Source organism: Streptococcus marmotae, from assembly GCF_001623565.1.
In the GTDB taxonomy this organism is placed as follows: domain Bacteria; phylum Bacillota; class Bacilli; order Lactobacillales; family Streptococcaceae; genus Streptococcus; species Streptococcus marmotae.
Genome location: NZ_CP015196.1, coordinates 1,437,781 through 1,456,747, shown reverse-complemented (window position 1 = coordinate 1,456,747; position 18,967 = coordinate 1,437,781). Strand labels below are relative to the sequence as shown.

15 protein-coding genes and 1 pseudogene are annotated in these 18,967 nt (G+C 41.4%); 2 read left to right on the top strand and 14 right to left on the bottom strand.

Annotated features, from left to right (window positions below):
- Positions 1–28: 28 nt before the first annotated feature.
- On the bottom strand, positions 29–1,594 hold the full coding sequence (gene cshA, locus A4H00_RS07315; protein ID WP_067088707.1) for a degradosome RNA helicase CshA: 1,566 nt from the start codon (positions 1,592–1,594) through the stop codon (positions 29–31).
- Positions 1,595–2,002: 408 nt separating this feature from the next.
- Between cshA and A4H00_RS07305 the strand changes: the two genes are divergently transcribed.
- Positions 2,003–2,626, top strand: a complete 624-nt coding sequence (locus A4H00_RS07305; protein WP_067088701.1) for a hypothetical protein — start codon at positions 2,003–2,005, stop codon at positions 2,624–2,626.
- Between the two features lie 245 nt (positions 2,627–2,871).
- Here the strand turns inward: A4H00_RS07305 and A4H00_RS07300 are convergent, their stop codons facing one another.
- Positions 2,872–3,252, bottom strand: coding sequence for a PH domain-containing protein (locus A4H00_RS07300; RefSeq protein ID WP_067088699.1), 381 nt, complete (start codon positions 3,250–3,252; stop codon positions 2,872–2,874).
- Between the two features lie 15 nt (positions 3,253–3,267).
- Positions 3,268–4,812, bottom strand: a complete 1,545-nt coding sequence (locus tag A4H00_RS07295; RefSeq protein WP_067088696.1) for a peptide chain release factor 3 — start codon at positions 4,810–4,812, stop codon at positions 3,268–3,270.
- A gap of 242 nt (positions 4,813–5,054) precedes the next feature.
- Here A4H00_RS07295 and A4H00_RS07290 point away from each other — a divergent pair, with 242 nt between their 5' ends.
- Complete coding sequence (locus A4H00_RS07290; protein WP_067088693.1) at positions 5,055–6,221, top strand: IS30 family transposase; 1,167 nt, start codon at positions 5,055–5,057, stop codon at positions 6,219–6,221.
- A gap of 262 nt (positions 6,222–6,483) precedes the next feature.
- Here A4H00_RS07290 and A4H00_RS07285 read toward each other — a convergent pair whose 3' ends face one another.
- From A4H00_RS07285 to A4H00_RS07240, 11 genes and pseudogenes are all read right to left on the bottom strand, one after another.
- Positions 6,484–7,179 (bottom strand): YwaF family protein, encoded by a 696-nt coding sequence (locus tag A4H00_RS07285; protein ID WP_067088690.1) that lies wholly within the window; start codon positions 7,177–7,179, stop codon positions 6,484–6,486.
- Between the two features lie 86 nt (positions 7,180–7,265).
- Complete coding sequence (locus A4H00_RS07280) at positions 7,266–8,630, bottom strand: UDP-N-acetylmuramoyl-tripeptide--D-alanyl-D-alanine ligase (RefSeq protein ID WP_067088688.1); 1,365 nt, start codon at positions 8,628–8,630, stop codon at positions 7,266–7,268.
- A 123-nt stretch (positions 8,631–8,753) separates the two neighbouring features.
- Positions 8,754–8,921 (bottom strand): annotated as a pseudogene (locus tag A4H00_RS11670) (hemin ABC transporter ATP-binding protein); the annotation flags it as partial.
- A gap of 116 nt (positions 8,922–9,037) precedes the next feature.
- Complete coding sequence (locus A4H00_RS07275; protein ID WP_067088685.1) at positions 9,038–10,084, bottom strand: D-alanine--D-alanine ligase; 1,047 nt, start codon at positions 10,082–10,084, stop codon at positions 9,038–9,040.
- 60 nt (positions 10,085–10,144) lie between these two features.
- Positions 10,145–10,741: a recombination mediator RecR gene (gene recR / locus A4H00_RS07270; RefSeq protein ID WP_067088682.1), complete on the bottom strand. Its 597-nt coding sequence runs from the start codon at positions 10,739–10,741 to the stop codon at positions 10,145–10,147.
- Positions 10,742–11,172: 431 nt separating this feature from the next.
- On the bottom strand, positions 11,173–13,251 hold the full coding sequence (gene pbp2b / locus A4H00_RS07265) for a penicillin-binding protein PBP2B (protein WP_067088679.1): 2,079 nt from the start codon (positions 13,249–13,251) through the stop codon (positions 11,173–11,175).
- An 89-nt stretch (positions 13,252–13,340) separates the two neighbouring features.
- On the bottom strand, positions 13,341–14,744 hold the full coding sequence (gene abc-f, locus A4H00_RS07260; RefSeq protein WP_067088676.1) for a ribosomal protection-like ABC-F family protein: 1,404 nt from the start codon (positions 14,742–14,744) through the stop codon (positions 13,341–13,343).
- Between the two features lie 583 nt (positions 14,745–15,327).
- Entirely contained in the window at positions 15,328–16,131 is an 804-nt protein-coding gene (locus A4H00_RS07255) for an MBL fold metallo-hydrolase (protein WP_067088673.1), read from the bottom strand.
- A gap of 6 nt (positions 16,132–16,137) precedes the next feature.
- The gene (gene vicK, locus A4H00_RS07250; protein WP_067088670.1) at positions 16,138–17,487 is read right to left on the bottom strand and encodes a cell wall metabolism sensor histidine kinase VicK; all 1,350 of its coding nucleotides are present in this window, start codon (positions 17,485–17,487) and stop codon (positions 16,138–16,140) included.
- Complete coding sequence (gene yycF, locus A4H00_RS07245) at positions 17,480–18,184, bottom strand: response regulator YycF (RefSeq protein WP_067088667.1); 705 nt, start codon at positions 18,182–18,184, stop codon at positions 17,480–17,482. The genes vicK and yycF overlap by 8 nt, the downstream gene beginning before the upstream one ends.
- Positions 18,185–18,335: 151 nt before the next feature.
- Positions 18,336–18,959 carry a TetR/AcrR family transcriptional regulator gene (locus tag A4H00_RS07240; RefSeq protein ID WP_067088664.1) on the bottom strand — a complete coding sequence of 208 codons (624 nt, stop codon included), beginning with the start codon at positions 18,957–18,959 and terminating at the stop codon, positions 18,336–18,338.
- Positions 18,960–18,967 lie beyond the last annotated feature (8 nt).

Sequence of the window (18,967 nt, the reverse complement as noted above, 5' to 3'; positions counted from 1 at the left end):
TCGGGCTAAAATAATCCACTGGATTATTTTACTTATCTCCCTTATTGCGGATGACGAAGCCTGTCTTTTTCTCGCTAGAAATGCGTTTGCGTGGTTTTTTATTGTCTTTTCCAAAGCGGTCACGGTCATTAGAACGGCGTTTTTCCTTGTAATCTCTGCGGCCACCATTACGACGGTCATCTCCACGGCGGTTGTTTGAAGATCTGCCACCTTTACCAGACTTGCCACGGCTACCGCCCTTATCACCTGGGACATACTTAAATGGTAATGGTTTTTCACGCGCAATTTCTACTTCTGGCATGGATTCAGGATCTTGTACCGTTAGGCTCAAGATATACATCGCCAATTCTTCTGGTGAAAATTCGCTGGCTAATTTGATTGCATCTTTTCCAAATTTATCAAAGTTTTTGCGGATACTTTCATCGGCAAAATCACGTTCGATTTTCTTCAGTGCAATTTTTTTCTTGGCCTGAAAGGCTTCTTCTGCTGTCGCAGGTTTCATGCCTGTCATGCGTTTTTTGGTCAAATCTTCAATAATCTTGAGGTAGCCCATTTCATTTGGCGATACAAAGGTAATGGATTGACCAGATTTTCCTGCACGACCTGTCCGGCCGATACGGTGAACATAGCTTTCTGGATCCTGCGGAATATCATAGTTATAGACATGCGTCACGCCTGAAATATCTAAACCACGGGCTGCAACATCCGTTGCAACAAGGACATCAAGACCGCCCGTTTTGAAATCACGCAGAACACGGAGCCGCTTGCTTTGATCCAAGTCACCGTGGATCCCTTCTGCACGAAAACCTCTTATTTTCAATCCACGGGTCAATTCATCCACACGGCGCTTGGTCCGACCAAATACAATCGACAATTCTGGCTGATCGACATCCATGAGACGAGTCATGGTATCAAATTTTTCCTGCTCTTTGACACGAACATAGTATTGATCCACTAATTCCGTTGTCAATTCTTTGGCTTCAATCTGAATATGTTCAGGATTTTTCATAAATTGAACGCCAATCCGCTTGATTGGAGCTGGCATAGTCGCTGAAAAGAGAAGGGTTTGGCGCTCTTCTGGAACACGAGAAATAATAGACTCAATATCTTCCAAGAAGCCCATGTTGAGCATTTCATCTGCTTCATCAAGGATAAGGGTTTCCACATGATTGAGTTTCAAGGCCTTGCGTTTAATCAAATCAAGAAGACGACCTGGCGTTCCAACGACAATGTGCGCACCTGTTTTCAGTGCCTTGATTTGTTTTTCAATACTCGAACCACCGTAGACTGAGCGTACTTTGACCCCCTTACCTCGTCCAAAACGGAAGAGCTCTTCCTGACTTTGAACGGCTAATTCGCGCGTTGGTGCAATCACTAAGGCTTGCACAATCAGCTCATCTGTGCGAATTTTTTCAAGAGTTGGCAAACCAAAGGCAGCTGTTTTTCCTGTTCCTGTCTGTGCTTGACCGATAACATCTCTTCCCTCAAGGGCAAGGGGAATGGTCTTCTCTTGAATGGGGCTGGCTTCCACAAACCCTGCTGTTTCAATTTCTGCTAGCAAGTCAGCAGATAACTGTAATTCATTAAATTTCATTTATCCTTCTTTCTAAGAGAGTGGAGTTATCTTTGTCGTTTCGCCTCCGCAAGGTTGTCGAAGGTCTATGACAAACTCGACATTACTGCGCTCAAATACTTTTTTATAAAAGGAATTGAAGAGGCCAAACAGATATTCCACTCTAAACACCAATGGGACAGTAGCCCTCGTCTAAAAAAGAAAACTGTCTACGTAGGACAGGTTTTTTTAGACATCACTCTGGTGCAAGAAGTGGAGCTTTTTTCCCAATATTTACAATCTTGTTGCATTGCAACTTCTCTAGTATAACACAAATCTCAGAAATAGATAGCTTTTTATCCTTTTATTTCAAAGAGATTTCGTTTTCAAACTTTTGACAGAAGAAAAAGGATGTAGTATAATGCCAAAAAAAGAGAAAGAAGAAGGTCTATGAAACGTCAAAAATCAAGAAAAAAGAAGGGAAAATTCCTTCGTACAATTCTCATCATTTCAGCCCTACTCCTTACGGCCAGCATTTTTCTCTACCAAAATGGTCGTATCGCTGGACAATGGCATAGCCCAAATCTAGAACAAATCGCTCGTCAGAAAATCCAAGAAGAGCTGAACAAGCAAGTGGAAGGACTTGGAACAGAACTTAACCTTAATAGTCTATTAAAGCAACAGCAAGTCATCTTAGAAGTCAAAGACGATAGAGCGACTCTCAAGCTCACTGCTACTTTGGACAAGGAATCCCTCCTTGCTAGCATAGGAATTTCAGCTGATTCTTTTCTTGCAGAAACCTTGACTGCGACTCTCGAGCAGGCCATGACCACCACCCTGCAAAACCAAGGAATTCACTATGATAGCGCCAAAGGAACCCTTTCCACCACACTCTTTGAAGGGCACCTCAATCCACTTCTTCATATCATCACGATTGAAACTATCAATACCGCTCCTTGGACAGGCTTAGAAGCCACTGGCCTCAAAGAGGGCAGCGTCATTCCTTACTGGCGTTCTGGCTCTACCATTTCCTTTGCTGGAAATCATGACTATCGCTTCAACAAACTTCCCTAACCTCTCAAAAAGAGTTGAGCCACCATGCCCACCGAAAAAGTTTTTTGATAAAAAATTAAAAGATAAAAATCGAATGATTGGTACTTTCTTAAAGGAAATCAAATCTCAATCATTCGGTTTTTATCTTTTTATTCTAAATTTTATATTAAATTATTTGTTATATTTTCTATCACTTTGGCTTTTTCAGTGACCTAAGAATAACTAAGGCTGTATTTTTGAGTTCTTCTTTTTTCATCATCCTTATCTTAACCTAGCACCGCTTCGGCAAGAGCCTGCTGAATGGCAATGACGCTTTTATCACTCTTAAATTGCAAGATTTCTGCAGGTTCTATACTAGATGAAATCCAGATTTTCAACTCAGCATCCAAATCAAAATGCCCAGATGTTTCGACTTCAAAACGCGAAATCGAACGGTAGGGAATAGATTTATAGGATGTTTTCTTTCCGGTCATTCCTTGTTTATCTACCAAAATCAAGCGCTTATCGGTAAAGACGATTAAATCACGAATCAGACTAAAGGCTTCATTGACTTGCTCGTTTGGCAATAAAATCACCTCTAGTTGTGCTTCTACTCTTGCTGCATCCGTTTGGCCAGCATTTCCCATTAAACCAGATAATAGTCCCATTTTAAGCCTTCTTTCTTACATCTTTTCTTCTAGTACCACATCTGGATACTTGTCCGCAAACCAACGAAGGGCAAAGTCATTTTCAAAGAGGAATACAGGATGGTCAAAGCGATCCTTGGCAAGAATATTACGGCTAGACGACATCCGCTCATCCAACTGTTCCTCAGAAATCCAACGCACGGTCTTTTTCCCCATTGGAGTCATCACAACTTCTGCATTGTATTCATTTTCCATGCGGTGTTTAAAAACTTCAAACTGGAGCTGACCAACGGCCCCCAGCATATACTCGCCTGTCTGATAATTGGTGTAAAGCTGAATGGCCCCTTCTTGCACCAACTGTTCAATTCCCTTGTGGAAGGATTTTTGTTTCATCACATTTTTGGCAGAAACTTTCATGAAAATTTCAGGAGTAAAGGTTGGCAAGGGTTCAAATTCAAACTTGTTTTTTCCAACCGTTAGCGTATCACCGACTTGGTAGGTTCCTGTATCGTAGACCCCAATAATATCACCTGCTACTGCATTTTCAACATTTTCACGCGCTTCTGCCATAAACTGGGTCACATTGGACAGTTTGGCTTTCTTTCCTGTGCGAGTAAGATTGACATCCATCCCACGCTCAAATTCACCAGAAACAATGCGGACAAAGGCAATGCGGTCGCGATGACGAGGATCCATGTTGGCTTGGATTTTAAAAACAAAACCAGAGAAGTCATTAGATAAGGGCTCGACTATTTCACCGTCCGTTTTCAAATGCCCATGCGGTTCTGGTGCGAATTGCAAGAAGGTTTCAAGGAAGGTTTGCACCCCAAAATTCGTTAGGGCCGAGCCAAAGAAAACAGGTGTTAATTTTCCTTCTAAAATGGAACTTTCTGAAAATTCATTTCCCGCTTCGCTCAAAAGTTCAATGTCCTCTAAGACTTGAGCATAGAAAGGATTGCTTCCAAAGAGCGCTTCTCCCTCATCAAAACTGGCAAAGCGTTCCTCACTACGATAGAGTTCTAAACGCTTGTTGTGCAAGTCATACAAGCCCTCAAACGATTTTCCCATACCAATTGGCCAATTCATTGGAAAACTTGCAATCCCAAGAACTTCTTCCAATTCTTCCAAGAGATCAAGTGGCTCACGACCGTCACGGTCCAATTTATTGATAAAGGTAAAAACAGGGATATTGCGGTGTTTTACGACTTCAAATAATTTCTTCGTCTGAGCCTCGATCCCCTTTGCGGAGTCAATCACCATGACCGCCGCATCAACTGCCATCAGCGTCCGATAAGTATCTTCTGAGAAGTCCTCGTGTCCTGGGGTATCTAAGATATTAACCCGCTTGCCATCGTAGTCAAACTGCATCACAGAAGAAGTCACTGAAATTCCCCGCTGTTTCTCAATATCCATCCAGTCAGACTTGGCAAAATTTCCTGTCTTTTTCCCCTTAACCGTACCAGCTTCACGAATTTCCCCACCGAAGTAGAGCAGCTGCTCTGTAATCGTTGTTTTCCCCGCATCCGGGTGGGAAATAATGGCAAAGGTACGGCGTTTTTTTATCTCATCTTGTAATGTCATCTTCATTCCTTTTTCGTTTTTTATTCTCTTTGAAAATAGCAGAGCTACTCTCCTATATCCTTATCATTATAACTAAAAGAATAGGATTTTTCAAATAAGAGTGAGACAAAGAAAAAGAAGCCTTTCAGCCGTAATTTCCCAAAGTAAGTTCCACTTTCGTTTTCGAAGCGGAAGTTAGTCTAAAACGGATTTTTATGGTGGAATTAAGTCTGAGACGTTTGGGTTAGAAATGAGCTCTTACGATGACAAAATACAAACACCTTACCCTCTCAGACCGCAATGATATCCAGATAGGATTAGAAAGAGGAGAATCCTTCAAAGCCATCGCACAATTCATCCTTAAAGATCCTACTACTGTTTCCAAAGAAGTCAAACGTAATAGACAGATCAGAACATCTACTAGTGATGGGCTTCCTTGTCCTCTCCTTGATAAGGCTCCTTTTGTCTGTAACGCTTGCCCTAAGAGAAGACGAAATTGTGGCTATAAAAAAATATTCTATTTCGCTAAACAAGCTCAAAAACAATACGAACAAACTCTCATTGAGGCTCGTGAAGGAACACCTCTCAATTCTCAAACCTTCTGGGACATGGATAAAATCATTTCAGATGGGGTGAGAAAGGGACAACACATCTATCACATCCTTAAAACTCATAACCTTGATGTCAGCTCCTCAACCGTCTATCGACACATCCGTAAAGGATATCTTTCTATCGCTCCTATTGATCTCGCTAGGGCCGTAAAATTCAAAGAAAGACGCAAATCGACTCTACCTTCTATCCCTAAAGAAGCGAAAAAAGGACGGTCTTATGAGGACTTCCAAAAGTATTTGACCCATAACCAACTAACTTCTTGGTTAGAAATGGACACGGTTATGGGGCGTATTGGTGGGAAACTACTCCTCACTTTCAATGTCTCTTTCTGTAACTTTATCTTCGCTAGACTTCTGGACAATAAAACTGCCGCTGAAGTCGCTAAGCATCTCTATGCCATAAAGAATACACTTTATGAGACTGAGAGAGATTTCTTCGAAATCTTTCCTGTCATTCTTACCGATAATGGCGGAGAGTTCGCTAGAGTCGATGATATTGAAATGGACGTGAGAGGAGAGGTAAGTCTCTTCTTCTGTGACCCTAACCGGTCTGACCAGAAAGCAAGAATCGAGAAGAATCATACCCTTATGCGAGATATTCTCCCTAAAGGAACGAGCTTTGATACCTTAACTCAGGACGATATCAACCTGGTCTGTTCGCATGTCAATAGCGTGAAACGCGCTGCTTTGAATGGAAAGTCAGCTTATGAACTTTTTACGTTTACCTATGACGAAGAACTGGCTAAGCTTCTCGGTATTTCCTTAATTCCCGCTGAAGACGTCTGCCAGTCTCCTAAAGTATTGCAACATAAATCCTAAAAACGAACCGAATAAAATCCACTCAAACGTCTCACACTAACTTCCACCATAGCGGAACTTAATCTGAAACGCTTTCAGATGAGGGGATTTTGTGCGCTCTTTTTCCAACTACCATTCGCCTAAAAAAGCCATGAAATCAACAATTATAAAAACCAGTGGAACTTACTCTGACATAGATTTCCACTGGTTTTTAACGTTTTTATCAGACTAAATGCCACTTTAAGAGGCTATGGAAGCTAGTTTGAGAATTTAGCGAAGCCTTTCAGCTTCTTTCATAATCTTGTTTTTCTACTTGATGAGCTGCCTGCACCACATGAAACAACTTAGATAAGGCAGTTAAAATCAGCGTGAAGAGAATAGATTCAATCAAGTAATTCTTGACAAGTCCAAAATCACCTAGTAAGGGTAACTTGCGTAAAAAACCATAATCTCCACCAGTTACCACATCTACTATCAGAATAAAGGTATTGATACCGAAGGTCAACATCGCAATCTTTTCTAAGGTTAATTGGTAGGTAGACTGGCGCAAAAGATAGTTCAAGGCATTTCCCAAGAGAGCCAAATGACCCACAATAAAGGAAAAAATCGTCACATGAAACCAAGGAAAGGGATCAAAGACTGGATAGAGAAGGGCGACAATAGAACCAAACACCCCCATCAAGGAAAAATATTCCTTATAGGATGACTCATCTCGTGCGAGCAAAAGCACAAACATCGCCATCCGGCAATGATAGAGCGGTAACGCTCCAGAAAGTGATGCTGATATCGCTAGATACCAGCCATAGAGCAGAACTAGTTGAAGCACTTGAAGTCCCTTAAAAGTTCGCTGCCACTTCTGATTTTCATGATACTTGATAGCACCATATATCACTAAAATCAGACCTAATACTAAATACAAATGTTCAGAAAAGCCAATTTCAGGTGGAAAACCAGGCTGATCCGTAAAAAATTCTTTCATATTGCTTTTCCTTTTACGAACTGAGAGCAAACTCCCCATTCGCCTTCATCTTATCTGATGACAGATAAAATCGTTTCTATACTTGATTATCTGTTCTCCAGTGCTACTACTAGCTGATCAAGGTGCATGGAATTACTGCCTTTGAGTAAAATCTGATCCTGAGCCCCAACACATTCGAGGACACGCGCAACAAGCTCCTCAAACTGGTCTTCTGCTTCATTTTTCCTAAAGAAATACACTTTTCCAATTGGAAACATCTGGGAAGCCAATTGAGCCAAGCCTTCTATATCTTGTCCGTAAAAGAAAAGCGTATCCAGATAATCTGGTGACAGACTGGTTATCATTTTTTGGTGCAGAGCAACAGACTGGTCACCCAATTCTTTCATATCCGCCAAAACGGCTATTTTTTTCCCATTATCATTAGCTGGAATACTTGAGAAGGTTTCTAAAATCAACCGCATGGCTGTCGGATTGGCATTGTAGACATCGCTTAAAATATCTGCCCCATTTCCCGCTTTTTTCCATTCTGTTCGGTTACGAGTCAGTTGTAATTGGGCTAAAGCCACTTTAATCGCTTCATCTGAAATACCGAGACATTTTCCCACATAGCTTGCTACCATAGCATTGGTAGCATTATACTTACCTGTTACAGGGAGGGTGATGGCACCGTCAATAAAGTTGGTTGTAAACGTCAGACTAGTTTTATTTTCTGACAAGCTGGTGAGATAAATCTCTCCTCCTTCTCCAAAGCGAACAAGCTGCTGCTTGCTAGGAAGGTAGGCGTCCCCAATTGAATCATTTGGTAGCAACAAGGTTGCTCCAGCTGGCATTCCATCTGCAATCTGTAATTTTCCTTGTGCAATCTGCTCTCGTGATCCAAAAAATTCCAAGTGAGCTTCACCAAAGAGTGTAATCACAGCAAGACTGGGCTTTGCAATTTCAGACAAGAGATGAATATCTCCCAGATGATCCTGTCCCATTTCAAGAACGAGTTTTTCAGTATTGTCCGGCATATGAAGAACCGTATAGGGCAATCCAATTTCATTATTGTAATTTCCTTGGGTTTTATAGGTGGAAAAAGTCGTCGCTAGAATATCATGAATCATATCTTTCGTCGTCGTTTTGCCATTTGAACCTGTCACGGCTATCACTTGGACCTGCATTTTCTCAAGATAGTAAGCCGCTAAAGCCTGAAATGCAAGCAGACAGTCTTCAACTAAAATATGGGGAGCCGCTACTTCTTTTTCAGAAAAGGTAATAGCACAGCCATTTTCAACAGCTACTGGAATAAAATCATGACCGTCTCTTGCTCCCTTTAACGGGACAAATAAATCCCCTTCGGCTATCAATCGGCTATCAAATTCAACCTTATTCAGCGGGCCATCTTCATATACCGTTACATCATTTTTTGCTCCGACAACACGAGCAACTTCATAGATTGTTACTTTCATCTTTTTCTCCAAAAACGCTCTTGTCTAGTCTGGTTCTTTAAGAACCTGTATTCCCAAATCGTCGAACTATAAACAAAAAGAGCCTGCACTCTTTTCATTATATCATATTTTCGGAAAAGGCTCTTATCGAACCTGAGTTAAAACGCCGTTTTTCATTCCATACACCTTATCGCATTCTTCAATCATCCGGTAATCGTAGGTGACCTTGATAATGGATTTATGGCGTTCTTTACTTTCTCTAACAAGGAGCGCTACCACTTCAAAAGCTCGTTCCGTATCCAAACTGGCTGTCTAGATGTCCGATTTTGACACATCATTTAGCTTCATATTTCTATTTCTCAAGTAACATTACCGCAAGAAAAAAGCTTAACAGGTGTCACTATTGCTCCTGTTAAGCTTTCTAACTATTAAATTAAATGTTGCTCACGTTTTACAAAAGTCTCCTTGGCTAGAGATACTAAGGTTTCGATTAAATCAGGATAGGTAAGACCCATATTATCCCATAAAAGTGGGTACATAGACCATTGAGTGAACCCTGGCATAGTATTTAACTCATTGAGAAAAATCTCGCCTTCTTCCGTTAAAAAGAAATCACAACGAGATAGACCACAGCCACCAATTGCTCGAAAAGCTGCTGCTGCATAGGTCCGCATTTGCTCCGCAATCTCAGATGAAATGGCTGCTGGAATTGCCATGGTAATCTTATTATCAATGTATTTGGCATCATAGTCATAGAAGGCAACATCCTTGACAACTTCACCTGGTAGGGTTGTCTTAACATCAGCATTACCTAATAGTCCAACTTCAATTTCTCGAGCGTTCACTCCTTGCTCTACCAAGAGACGGCTGTCATAACGAAAAGCCAGTTCAATCGCAGCTCGTAACTCAGCTTGATTTTCTGCCTTAGAAATACCGACACTTGAGCCCATATTCGCTGGCTTAACAAAGACAGGATAAGTCAGATTAGCTTCTACTGCACAAATCTTTGCTTCTACATCTTCACCTTCAATGACCGTTTCAAAAGCCACTTGTGGAATGCCTTCTGAAGCTAAAACGTGCTTGGTCGTAATCTTATCCATAGCTACACTTGAAGAGAGGACATTGGTTCCAACATAAGGCAAGCGCAACACTTCTAGGAAGCCTTGAATGGATCCGTCTTCGCCCATAGGACCGTGAAGCACAGGAAAAACAACCGCATTTTCTTCATAAATATCACTCGGTCGAACCACTTGGCTTGGAATAATAGTGTTATTGGTCATTAATTTTTCATCCGCAGAGGGTGTCGCAGTAAATTCTTGTGTCTTGATAAAATCACCATTTTGCGCAATAAAATACGTTTTAACCAAAAATTTTTCATAGTTAACCGCACGCATCACGCTCTCAGCAGATAAGACAGACACTTCACGTTCTGCCGAACGACCACCGTAAAGGAGGATAATGGTTTCTTTTGACATGGCTATTTCCTAACTTTCTCTCACAATTTTCATCTTATTTCAGCTCCCAAAAGGACAAGTTTAGAGCTCTGTACGATTTTCAATGGCCCTCAGGAGCGTTACTTCATCGGCATATTCAATATCTGAACCAACTGCTAATCCTCTTGCCAATCGTGTCACTTTAATTCCGGCAGGTTTTAGAACCCTTGAGATATACATAGAAGTCGCTTCGCCATCAGCTGTTGCATTGGTGGCAATGATGACTTCAGTCACCTCGTTTTCCATTAAACGTGTTAGCAAACTTTTGAGGTTAATATCATCTGGTCCAACACCGTTCATAGGCGAAATCAAGCCATGCAGAACATGATACAGTCCGTGATATTCTTGAATATTTTCCATGGCTGAGACATCTCTGCTGTCTTCAACGACTAAAATCGTAGACAGATCTCTTGTCTGATCTTGGCAAATGGCACAAGTCTCTTCTTCTGCCAAATTACCACAAATCTGACAATAGGACAAGTCGCGCTTAGCCGCTAGCAGATTTTTAGCAAACTCATTCACGACATCTTCTTCCATACCAATCGTATAAAAGGCCAGGCGGGTCGCTGTCTTAATCCCAATCCCTGGTAATTTCGTATAACTCTCTATCAATTTTGCAATAGGTGTGGGGTATAACAATTCTGTTTTCTATCTTTCTAATCTTTCGTTTGAAAAACCTTGACTTTCATCACAAAAGTCATCTGGCTACATTCCCATTATAACACAAATTTCACTTTATACTCTATAAAAATCAACATCTGACTAGGTGCCACAATTGAGAATTGTGGAAGGTGATAGATAAAACTAGCGTAGCTTATCCCCTAAAAAACAGCAAGGGTAACGAAGGTTAGCTGGACTGCTGAAGGAAGGTAAGTTAACAACGTCAGGTTTTGATTCTTGACGAGTATCATCTAGCAAAAAAACACCAGCCTTATGGCTGGTTGTTTTCGGAGATTATGAAAAATTTTAGGATTGACTATAGTATACCCTAGCCCAAAGAAAAAGACATCGGTCTCAAGACTGAATAGTCTCTTTTTCACGGATAATCTCCCAGAAGATTCCGCTAGCCTCTACTGATTCATAGGATAGAGCGAATTGTACAAGTTGATGATTTCCGTTGTAATGTACTTACTAGTAGTGGAATTTAGATTCGTCAGATTGGGTAGGACAACCGCTACAGCAATCTTTGGATGGGAACTTGGCGCATAGGAGACAATATTCGTATTGACAGCGCTCAGCACTTGTCCTGTTTCTGTTGTAACAAATGTTTCGGCGGTCCCTGTTTTGGCACTGATTGGGACACTTGCACCATTTCTGATTTCAGAACCAGTTGTAAAGCCATAGCCGCCATTTACAACCATATAAAATCCTTCTTGAATGATGCCCATCTCTTCATCAGAAATCTGTACCTTATTCAATTCTTTTCCAGAAACTTCTTCCACTAACTTACCCAACCCACCTTCTTCATCGTTATCATAAATCCCTTGAACAAGATGAGGTGACACACGAGTCCCGTCATTTGCAACAGTGGCCGCATATTGAGCCATCTGTAAAGGTGTATAGTTGTCAAATTGTCCAAAAGCATTTGTAAGATAATTAGAAAGGGTGTAGTCTGTAGGAATAAATCCTGTCGACTCTAGTGGGAGGTCAATCCCCGTTGCCACACCAAGTCCATATTCCCCAAAGGTTGACCGCATTTTCTCCATAGATGGGGTGAGCTGATTTGTCTCATTCAGAATCATACCAGGCACATAGGGTTGTCCAAGAATATCAAGTGCAATTTGCACCATATAGGTATTCGAAGAGTATTGCAAGGCTTCCACAGCGGTAATATCTCGGCTACCATAAGCTGTAAACCAAGAATTGATTGGAGCGGAACCTGCAAATTGAATCGGTTGATCTTTCAAAACTTGATTGCCCGAAATCACACCGTTCTCCCATCCTGATGTAATGGTTGCTCCCTTAACGATAGATCCCGGTACAAAGGCATTTGTAAGGGTCCCTAGAGCATTTTCCTTAACTTCATTGGTCTTTTTATCATGGCTATAACCTGCCATGGCAAGGACTGCTCCTGTCTGTGGTTCCAATACAACAGCATACACACCTTCGGAATAGCGTGCGCTCCCCGTAGCCAACTCGCTATCAAAATATTTCTTCAAGATAGCGTTCACTCCGTCCTGGAAGGCTAAATCAATGGTCAACTTAACATTATTGCCTTTCCCTCCTTCTTGAATCGTTGTAATACTCTCTACGTTTCCATTGCGGTCAAGGTTTATCTCTTTCTTTTCGCGCTGACCTTGCAACACTTCTTCATATTGCTTTTCTAAGTAAGCAGTACCCACACGATCATTGAGGGAGTAGCCTTTAGCCAAATACTCCTCAGCATCTTCTTTCGGTAAGCCAGCTTGTTGAGTCGTTACTGTACCAATGATGGAGGCTAGAGAGGTGGGAGTCACAATCCGATTCCAGTTGCTTGCGGTAGAAATGCCCGGTAATTCTGCTTCATTTGCCGCAATCATAGCAATCTGCTCAGCAGTTAGTGGATCGGTCACCAAATTAACCGTTTCAAAATAGGCTGCAGCATTCATTTGAGAGAATAATTCAACAACTTTTAATTCCTCTTCTGAATAGGTCGTCTGTTCTTCTGTCAGACTTGCGACAGCATTGTTGTAGATAACCGATTCATCTAAGGCATTTCCTGCTGTATCCATCCGCTGCTCTTTTGGTAACTGTCTGACCACTTCAGCATAAACAGCAGGATCTGCCAAATAAAAATCCGCTCGGTCTCTGGGTGTGACAGTCACATCTGTCAACGTTAACCATTTTAATAGATTTTGGGCGACTTCTTTCATCTGCTGAGCTGTCATTTTATTGGAGCGTGTAAAGGTCGCTACTTGCTCTACCTGATTCTCCACCAAGGGAACACCCTTAGCATCATAAATCTGACCTCGCACAGAGCTATTGGTAATCACTTTTTGACTAGCTTTCGCCAATTTATCGGTGTAAAAATCTTTATTGATAATCTGCATATAAGCCAGCCTTGCAATCAAAATAGAAAACAAGGCGATAACAATCGCAAATAGAATTGCTAATCGTCGAGGAATAAAACTGTCCTCACGTCCTTTACGGGAATAGGTATTTTTTGTCACTCATCAAACCTCATTCTAGAAAATTCTCCTCTATTATAACATATCGAACTCATTTTTTTCTGTTTGGACAAGTGTTTTTCAGCCTATTTCTAATCAAGCCTATACCCGTGACTGACTTGTTTCAAGACACCGTTTTCAATGTTCCATGTCTGATTCGTTACGTTAGCGACAAATGCTGGATCATGGGAGATGACAATCAAACTTCCCTTATAGTCTTTTAAAAATTGTTCCAAAGCTAGAATGGTCGTCAAATCTAAAAAATTGGTTGGTTCATCCAAAATCAATAAATGATGGTCACTCAACAAAGTCTTTGCTAAAGAGAGACGAACCCGCTCACCGCCTGATAAAACAGCCACCTTTTGCCTTGCTTTCTCATAGCGAATGCCGAGCATTGCCAGTAGATTTAAAATCGTTACCCTATCTTGGACTGAACAACTAGCGGCATTTTCAAAGGCTGATTGTGTTTCATCAAGATCCTGCAAATCCTGAGCAAAATAGGCTATGGCTAGTTTTTCTGAAAAATAACCTGCAAGCTCTTTTCTCATCAACTGACGAATAAAAGTCGTTTTACCAGAGCCATTTCTCCCCGTAAGTGCGAGACGATTTCCTTTTTGCATCGAAAATGACGGATAGTCAAATAACCGCTGACCGTCTATCCTAACCTGACCAGCCGCTAAACGGAATAAGGTGTGAATGTCTTGTTCGATTACTCCTCTCATTTCCAATTTTGCCCAAGCTTCTTTGCGAGGCTGCTTAATCGTTTCTAAACGCTCTATTCGCTTCTCAATTGCTTTTGCGCCCTTGGCCATAGCTTTTGCCTGACTGTCGTAGCTTCCCATTTGAGATTGGACTTTCCACTCCGAACTCGATCGCCCTTTTTTGCGTTTGGTTAGCTTGTCTGCTCTTTGTTTTCGCGTTTGTACAACGTCACCCAAGTGATTGACCGTCTGCTGGTAGTGCTGATAAGCCTGTTCTTGCTGTTCACGATCCTTTTTTCTCGCTTCTTCAAATGCCTGATAGTTGCCTACATAGGATGTAATTGTTTGTTCGGCTAATAGCCAAATATGGTCAACAACTTGATTCAAAAAATAGCGATCATGACTCACGACAATAACTGTCCCTTTATACCGTCTTAATTGATGAATCAACCACTGACGATTTTCTTGATCCATACTAGCCGTCGGCTCATCCAAAAATAGGATACCTGCCCGTTGAGACAAGGCTTTTTTGATAGCCTTCAAGGTCTGTTCACCACCCGATAAACTACTCGCCTCCTTCAGCTGGGGCACATAAGCCCAATCTGAGCGTATCCATACCTGTCCACTGTATTCTTCATCTGCTCCGATAAAGATGTTTAACAAACTAGACTTTCCTATTCCATTTTCACCTATAAGCCCTATTCTTTGTCCTGATTGAACGTTCAGATGAGGAATAGTGACTAACTCTCTTCCTTCCACTTCCTTTTTAAGATTGATACAGGTGATAACTTCCATACTTCGTCTCCTTCTGATGCTTACAAAAAGATTTAGAAGGGTACACAAAAAGCCATGCTAAAGTAGCAATCTCTAACATAGCCTTCCTTTGCTGTGACAGTCAAAGAAAAACCACTAACTACTCATGAACATCCAAGTGAGACAGGTCAATTCATCACCTCACCATGTCCATCAAGTAGAACTTCTAAATCTCAACAGTACAGTCTTACCCCTTGTATCAGCACTATCCTTAGTGCACAGAAATCATACTCGTCAAAAATCAGCTTCTTCCATCGTTAACTCATCTTCGAAAGTGGGATTCAATCATGATTTCGAAGAAATCGATTATCCTCACTCCTGTATTTCTAGGGTCGGGCTGGGTTTGTCTCAGCCTCCTACCTTCGATTTCGTTGCCTAGTCAGATCTTGATTTTATAGAGTATAAGGGGTAAAACAAACAGTAGATTTAGTTGTTATTCATGGTTTCTCTAACCTCTTTTCATTTATTAACCATACTATACCACACTTTTTAGCCACTGACAAGGGGATTTTTCCTATAAACAAAAACCATACAGACGGTAAACATCCATATGGCTCTGATGTGACTATATCTCCGTTAAGGGGGTAGCGGTATCTGGTGATGTATCATATACTTGGAAGTCAACGCCAACTCCCAAATCAGCTTGAGCCAGCTGATTGACCATAGTCATGTGGGCCAGTTCCTTGATATTGTTTTCCTTGCTCAGATGACCTAGGTAAATCTTCTTGGTTCGATTACCAAGAGAACGAATCATAGCATCTGCTCCGTCTTCGTTACAAAGATGTCCCTTGTCTGACAAAATCCGCTGCTTGAGATTCCATGAGTAAGAACCTGCGCGTAGAATTTCAATGTCATGATTGGATTCAATCAGGTATCCATCTGCATTTTCCACAATCCCTGCCAGTCGATCGCTCACATAACCTGTATCTGTTAGCATCACAAAGCTCTTGTTATCCTTCATAAAGCGGTAAAATTGTGGACAAGCTGCATCATGGCTGACTCCAAAACTCTCTATATCCAAGTCCCCAAAGGTTTTGGTCACACCCAACTCAAAAATGTGCTTTTGCTCAAGGGCAATCTTACCTAATTTTCCCTCCATAGCCTGCCAAGTCGCTTCGTTAGCATAAATGTCCATACCATATTTGCGGGCTAGAACGCCAATTCCATGGATATGATCGCTATGCTCATGCGTGACCAAAATGGCATCCAAGTCTTCTGGCCTACGATTAATTTCTGCTAGCAAGCTGGTAATTTTCTTACCAGACAAGCCTGCATCTACTAAAATCTTTTTCTTCTCTGTCTCCAAGTAAAAGGAATTTCCACTCGAACCAGAGGCTAAAATACTATAACGAAATCCCGTTTTTCCCATACACTCCTATTCTTCCTCTTCTGCATCCTCCCAATCATCCGTCGTAATCTCTTTGATATACGGCAAAACAATGGTAAAGGTTGAGCCATGCCCATACTCGCTCTTAGCCCAGATAAAGCCCTTATGCTGCTTGACAATTTCCTTGGCAATAGCAAGGCCAAGTCCTGTCCCACCTTGCGCCCTTGAACGAGCCTTATCCACTCGATAAAAACGGTCAAAAATGCGGGGCAAATCGGCCTTGGGAATTCCTAATCCTTCGTCTGAAATCGACACAATCAATTGGGTATCTGTCGTCTTCATGCTAAAGGTAATCTTGCCACCATCAGGTGAGTATTTGAGGGCATTGTTTAAAATATTATCCATGACCTGGGTCATCTTGTCCGTATCAATCTCAATCCAAATCGGTGTAATTTGATAATCACGGATAATCGTATACTCCTTGTCTGTCTCCTTGTTCTTCATCTGATCAAATCGGTTTAAGATAAAGGTGACAAAGGCTGTAAAGTTAATCAGTTCCACATCTGCTAAACTGACTTGATTGTCAATCCGTGACAGACTGAGCAAATCTGAAATCATTCGCATCATGCGGTTGGTCTCATCGAGTGACACCTTGACAAAGCTCGGTGCGACAGATTCCGTCAAGGCTCCATCATCAAGAGCCTCTAGATAGGATTTGACCGAGGTAAGTGGCGTCCGCAATTCATGACTGACATTGGAAACAAACAAACGTCGCTCCCGCTCTTCCTTAGCCTGCTCAGTCATATCATGCAAAACGACGACCAGACCTGAAATCAAACCACTTTCACTCCGAATCGTTGCAAAATTGGCCCGTAAGGTCAGAAATTCTCCCTCTTCATTATCGTGCTCGATGACAATTTCAGGGGTCTGGGCTAGCAAATCACGAAAACTATACTGGTCACGAAGTCCTAAAATGTCCAACAAATCCCGTTGTTCCGTCGTTTTGGAAGCCAAGCCCAACTGCTTTTGCGCGGTTTCATTGACCATAATGACTCGCCCCATACGATCTGCCGCCATCACTCCGTCACTCATATAAGCAAGAATAGAAGCGAGACGCGTCTTTTCCTGCTCCAAATGGTCATGGGTCAAACGAATCACTTCAGACAAATCGTTGAGTGAATTAGCCATATCTGTAATCTCAGGACTGCCTCGTAAATCAAGAATATCCGAGTAGTCTAACTCAATCAAATGCTTGACTTTTTTATTGAGTTCTTTAATCTGCTGATTATCACGATGATTTTCAATCAACAAAATACTGAGCGCAATGACAAAACCAATCAAAATGACGACAAACCAAAACTCCGGCTTGGTAATTAAATACCGTAATTGATTAATCATTTCCCTTTATATAATACCCCACACCACGCCGTGTCAAGATGTACTCTGGACGGCTCGGTGTGTCTTCAATTTTCTCACGTAAGCGACGAACGGTCACATCGACTGTCCGTACATCACCAAAGTAATCATAGCCCCATACGGTTTCAAGTAAATGCTCCCGAGTCATGACTTGTCCCAAGTGTTTAGACAAATGATGGAGCAGCTCAAATTCACGGTGGGTCAATTCTAGCTCTTTGCCGTGCTTTTTCGCCACAAATCCATCAGGGTTAATCACCAAATCACCAATGACCAACTCAGGTGTTCCCGCTGTTTCCGATGTGATCTGCGTTTCAGTTAATTCACTGCGGCGCAATAAGGCTTTGACCCGTGCCTGCAATTCCCGATTTGAAAACGGCTTGGTCACATAGTCATCCGCCCCAATCTCAAGACCAATCACCTTGTCAAACTCGCTGTCCTTAGCAGATAGCATCAAAATAGGCACATTGCTAGTCTTGCGAATCGTACGTGCCACTTCAAGTCCATCAATTTCTGGTAACATCAAGTCCAAAATCACAATATCTGGAAATTCTGCTTCAAATAAGGCCAAGGCTTCTCGACCATCAAAGGCCGTCACTACCTCATACCCCTCTCGTATCATATTAAATTTAATAATATCTGAAATCGGCTTTTCATCATCTACAATCAAGATTTTTTTCATCTTTTCTCACCTCGTCATTCTCCTGCTATTATACCAAATCTCCTCCAAATTAGCATGAAGGAAGTGTGGGGAGAGATTTTCTAGCTACTAAAATGAATAAAGACTGTAACTAGAAATTAAGATTTACTATCGTTATGAAAATTGGGATTTATCATCCCTGCAAATTCTGCTTAGTTTCTAGAAAACGATTATTTTGCGCTACTGATATTTTCTTCATCGTTAAAAGCATCGATTTTCCTATTTCTGACGACACAAGTTTTAACATCAAAAGCGGATCATCCTCAACCTCTTGACTTCCCAGAGTAGTTACAATCCCTGCAAAAATAAAATCAAGTTGTAATTTCTCCTCTGTTGTCAAATGACTTTCATCAATCGAAAAAGAATCTAACCATATCTCCTTTAAAAAGTCATTCACCAGTTGTTTCAGGTATGTTGACTCACTTCTAGCACACAACATGATACGTCTCGAATTTGGTAAAATAGACATATCAATATCTGATTTTTTTTCATCATCTTGCAATGTTAAGACAGTTAAAATTGACGAAATCATCATTCTCGAGGCATCGTTCCTTGCATTATTCTTAAATGCTTGATAAGCCAAATCATCCATATCTTTATAATGATAATAAAAAGAATTACGATTAACCCCAGAATCTTGAGCAATCCTAAGAACAGTAATATCCGTATATTTCTCCGTCTCTAAAAGTTTCCAAAAAGCATTTTCTATTTTTACTACAGCCCTATTAGCATACTCTGTTTTCCTTGGACGTGCCATATTGCCCC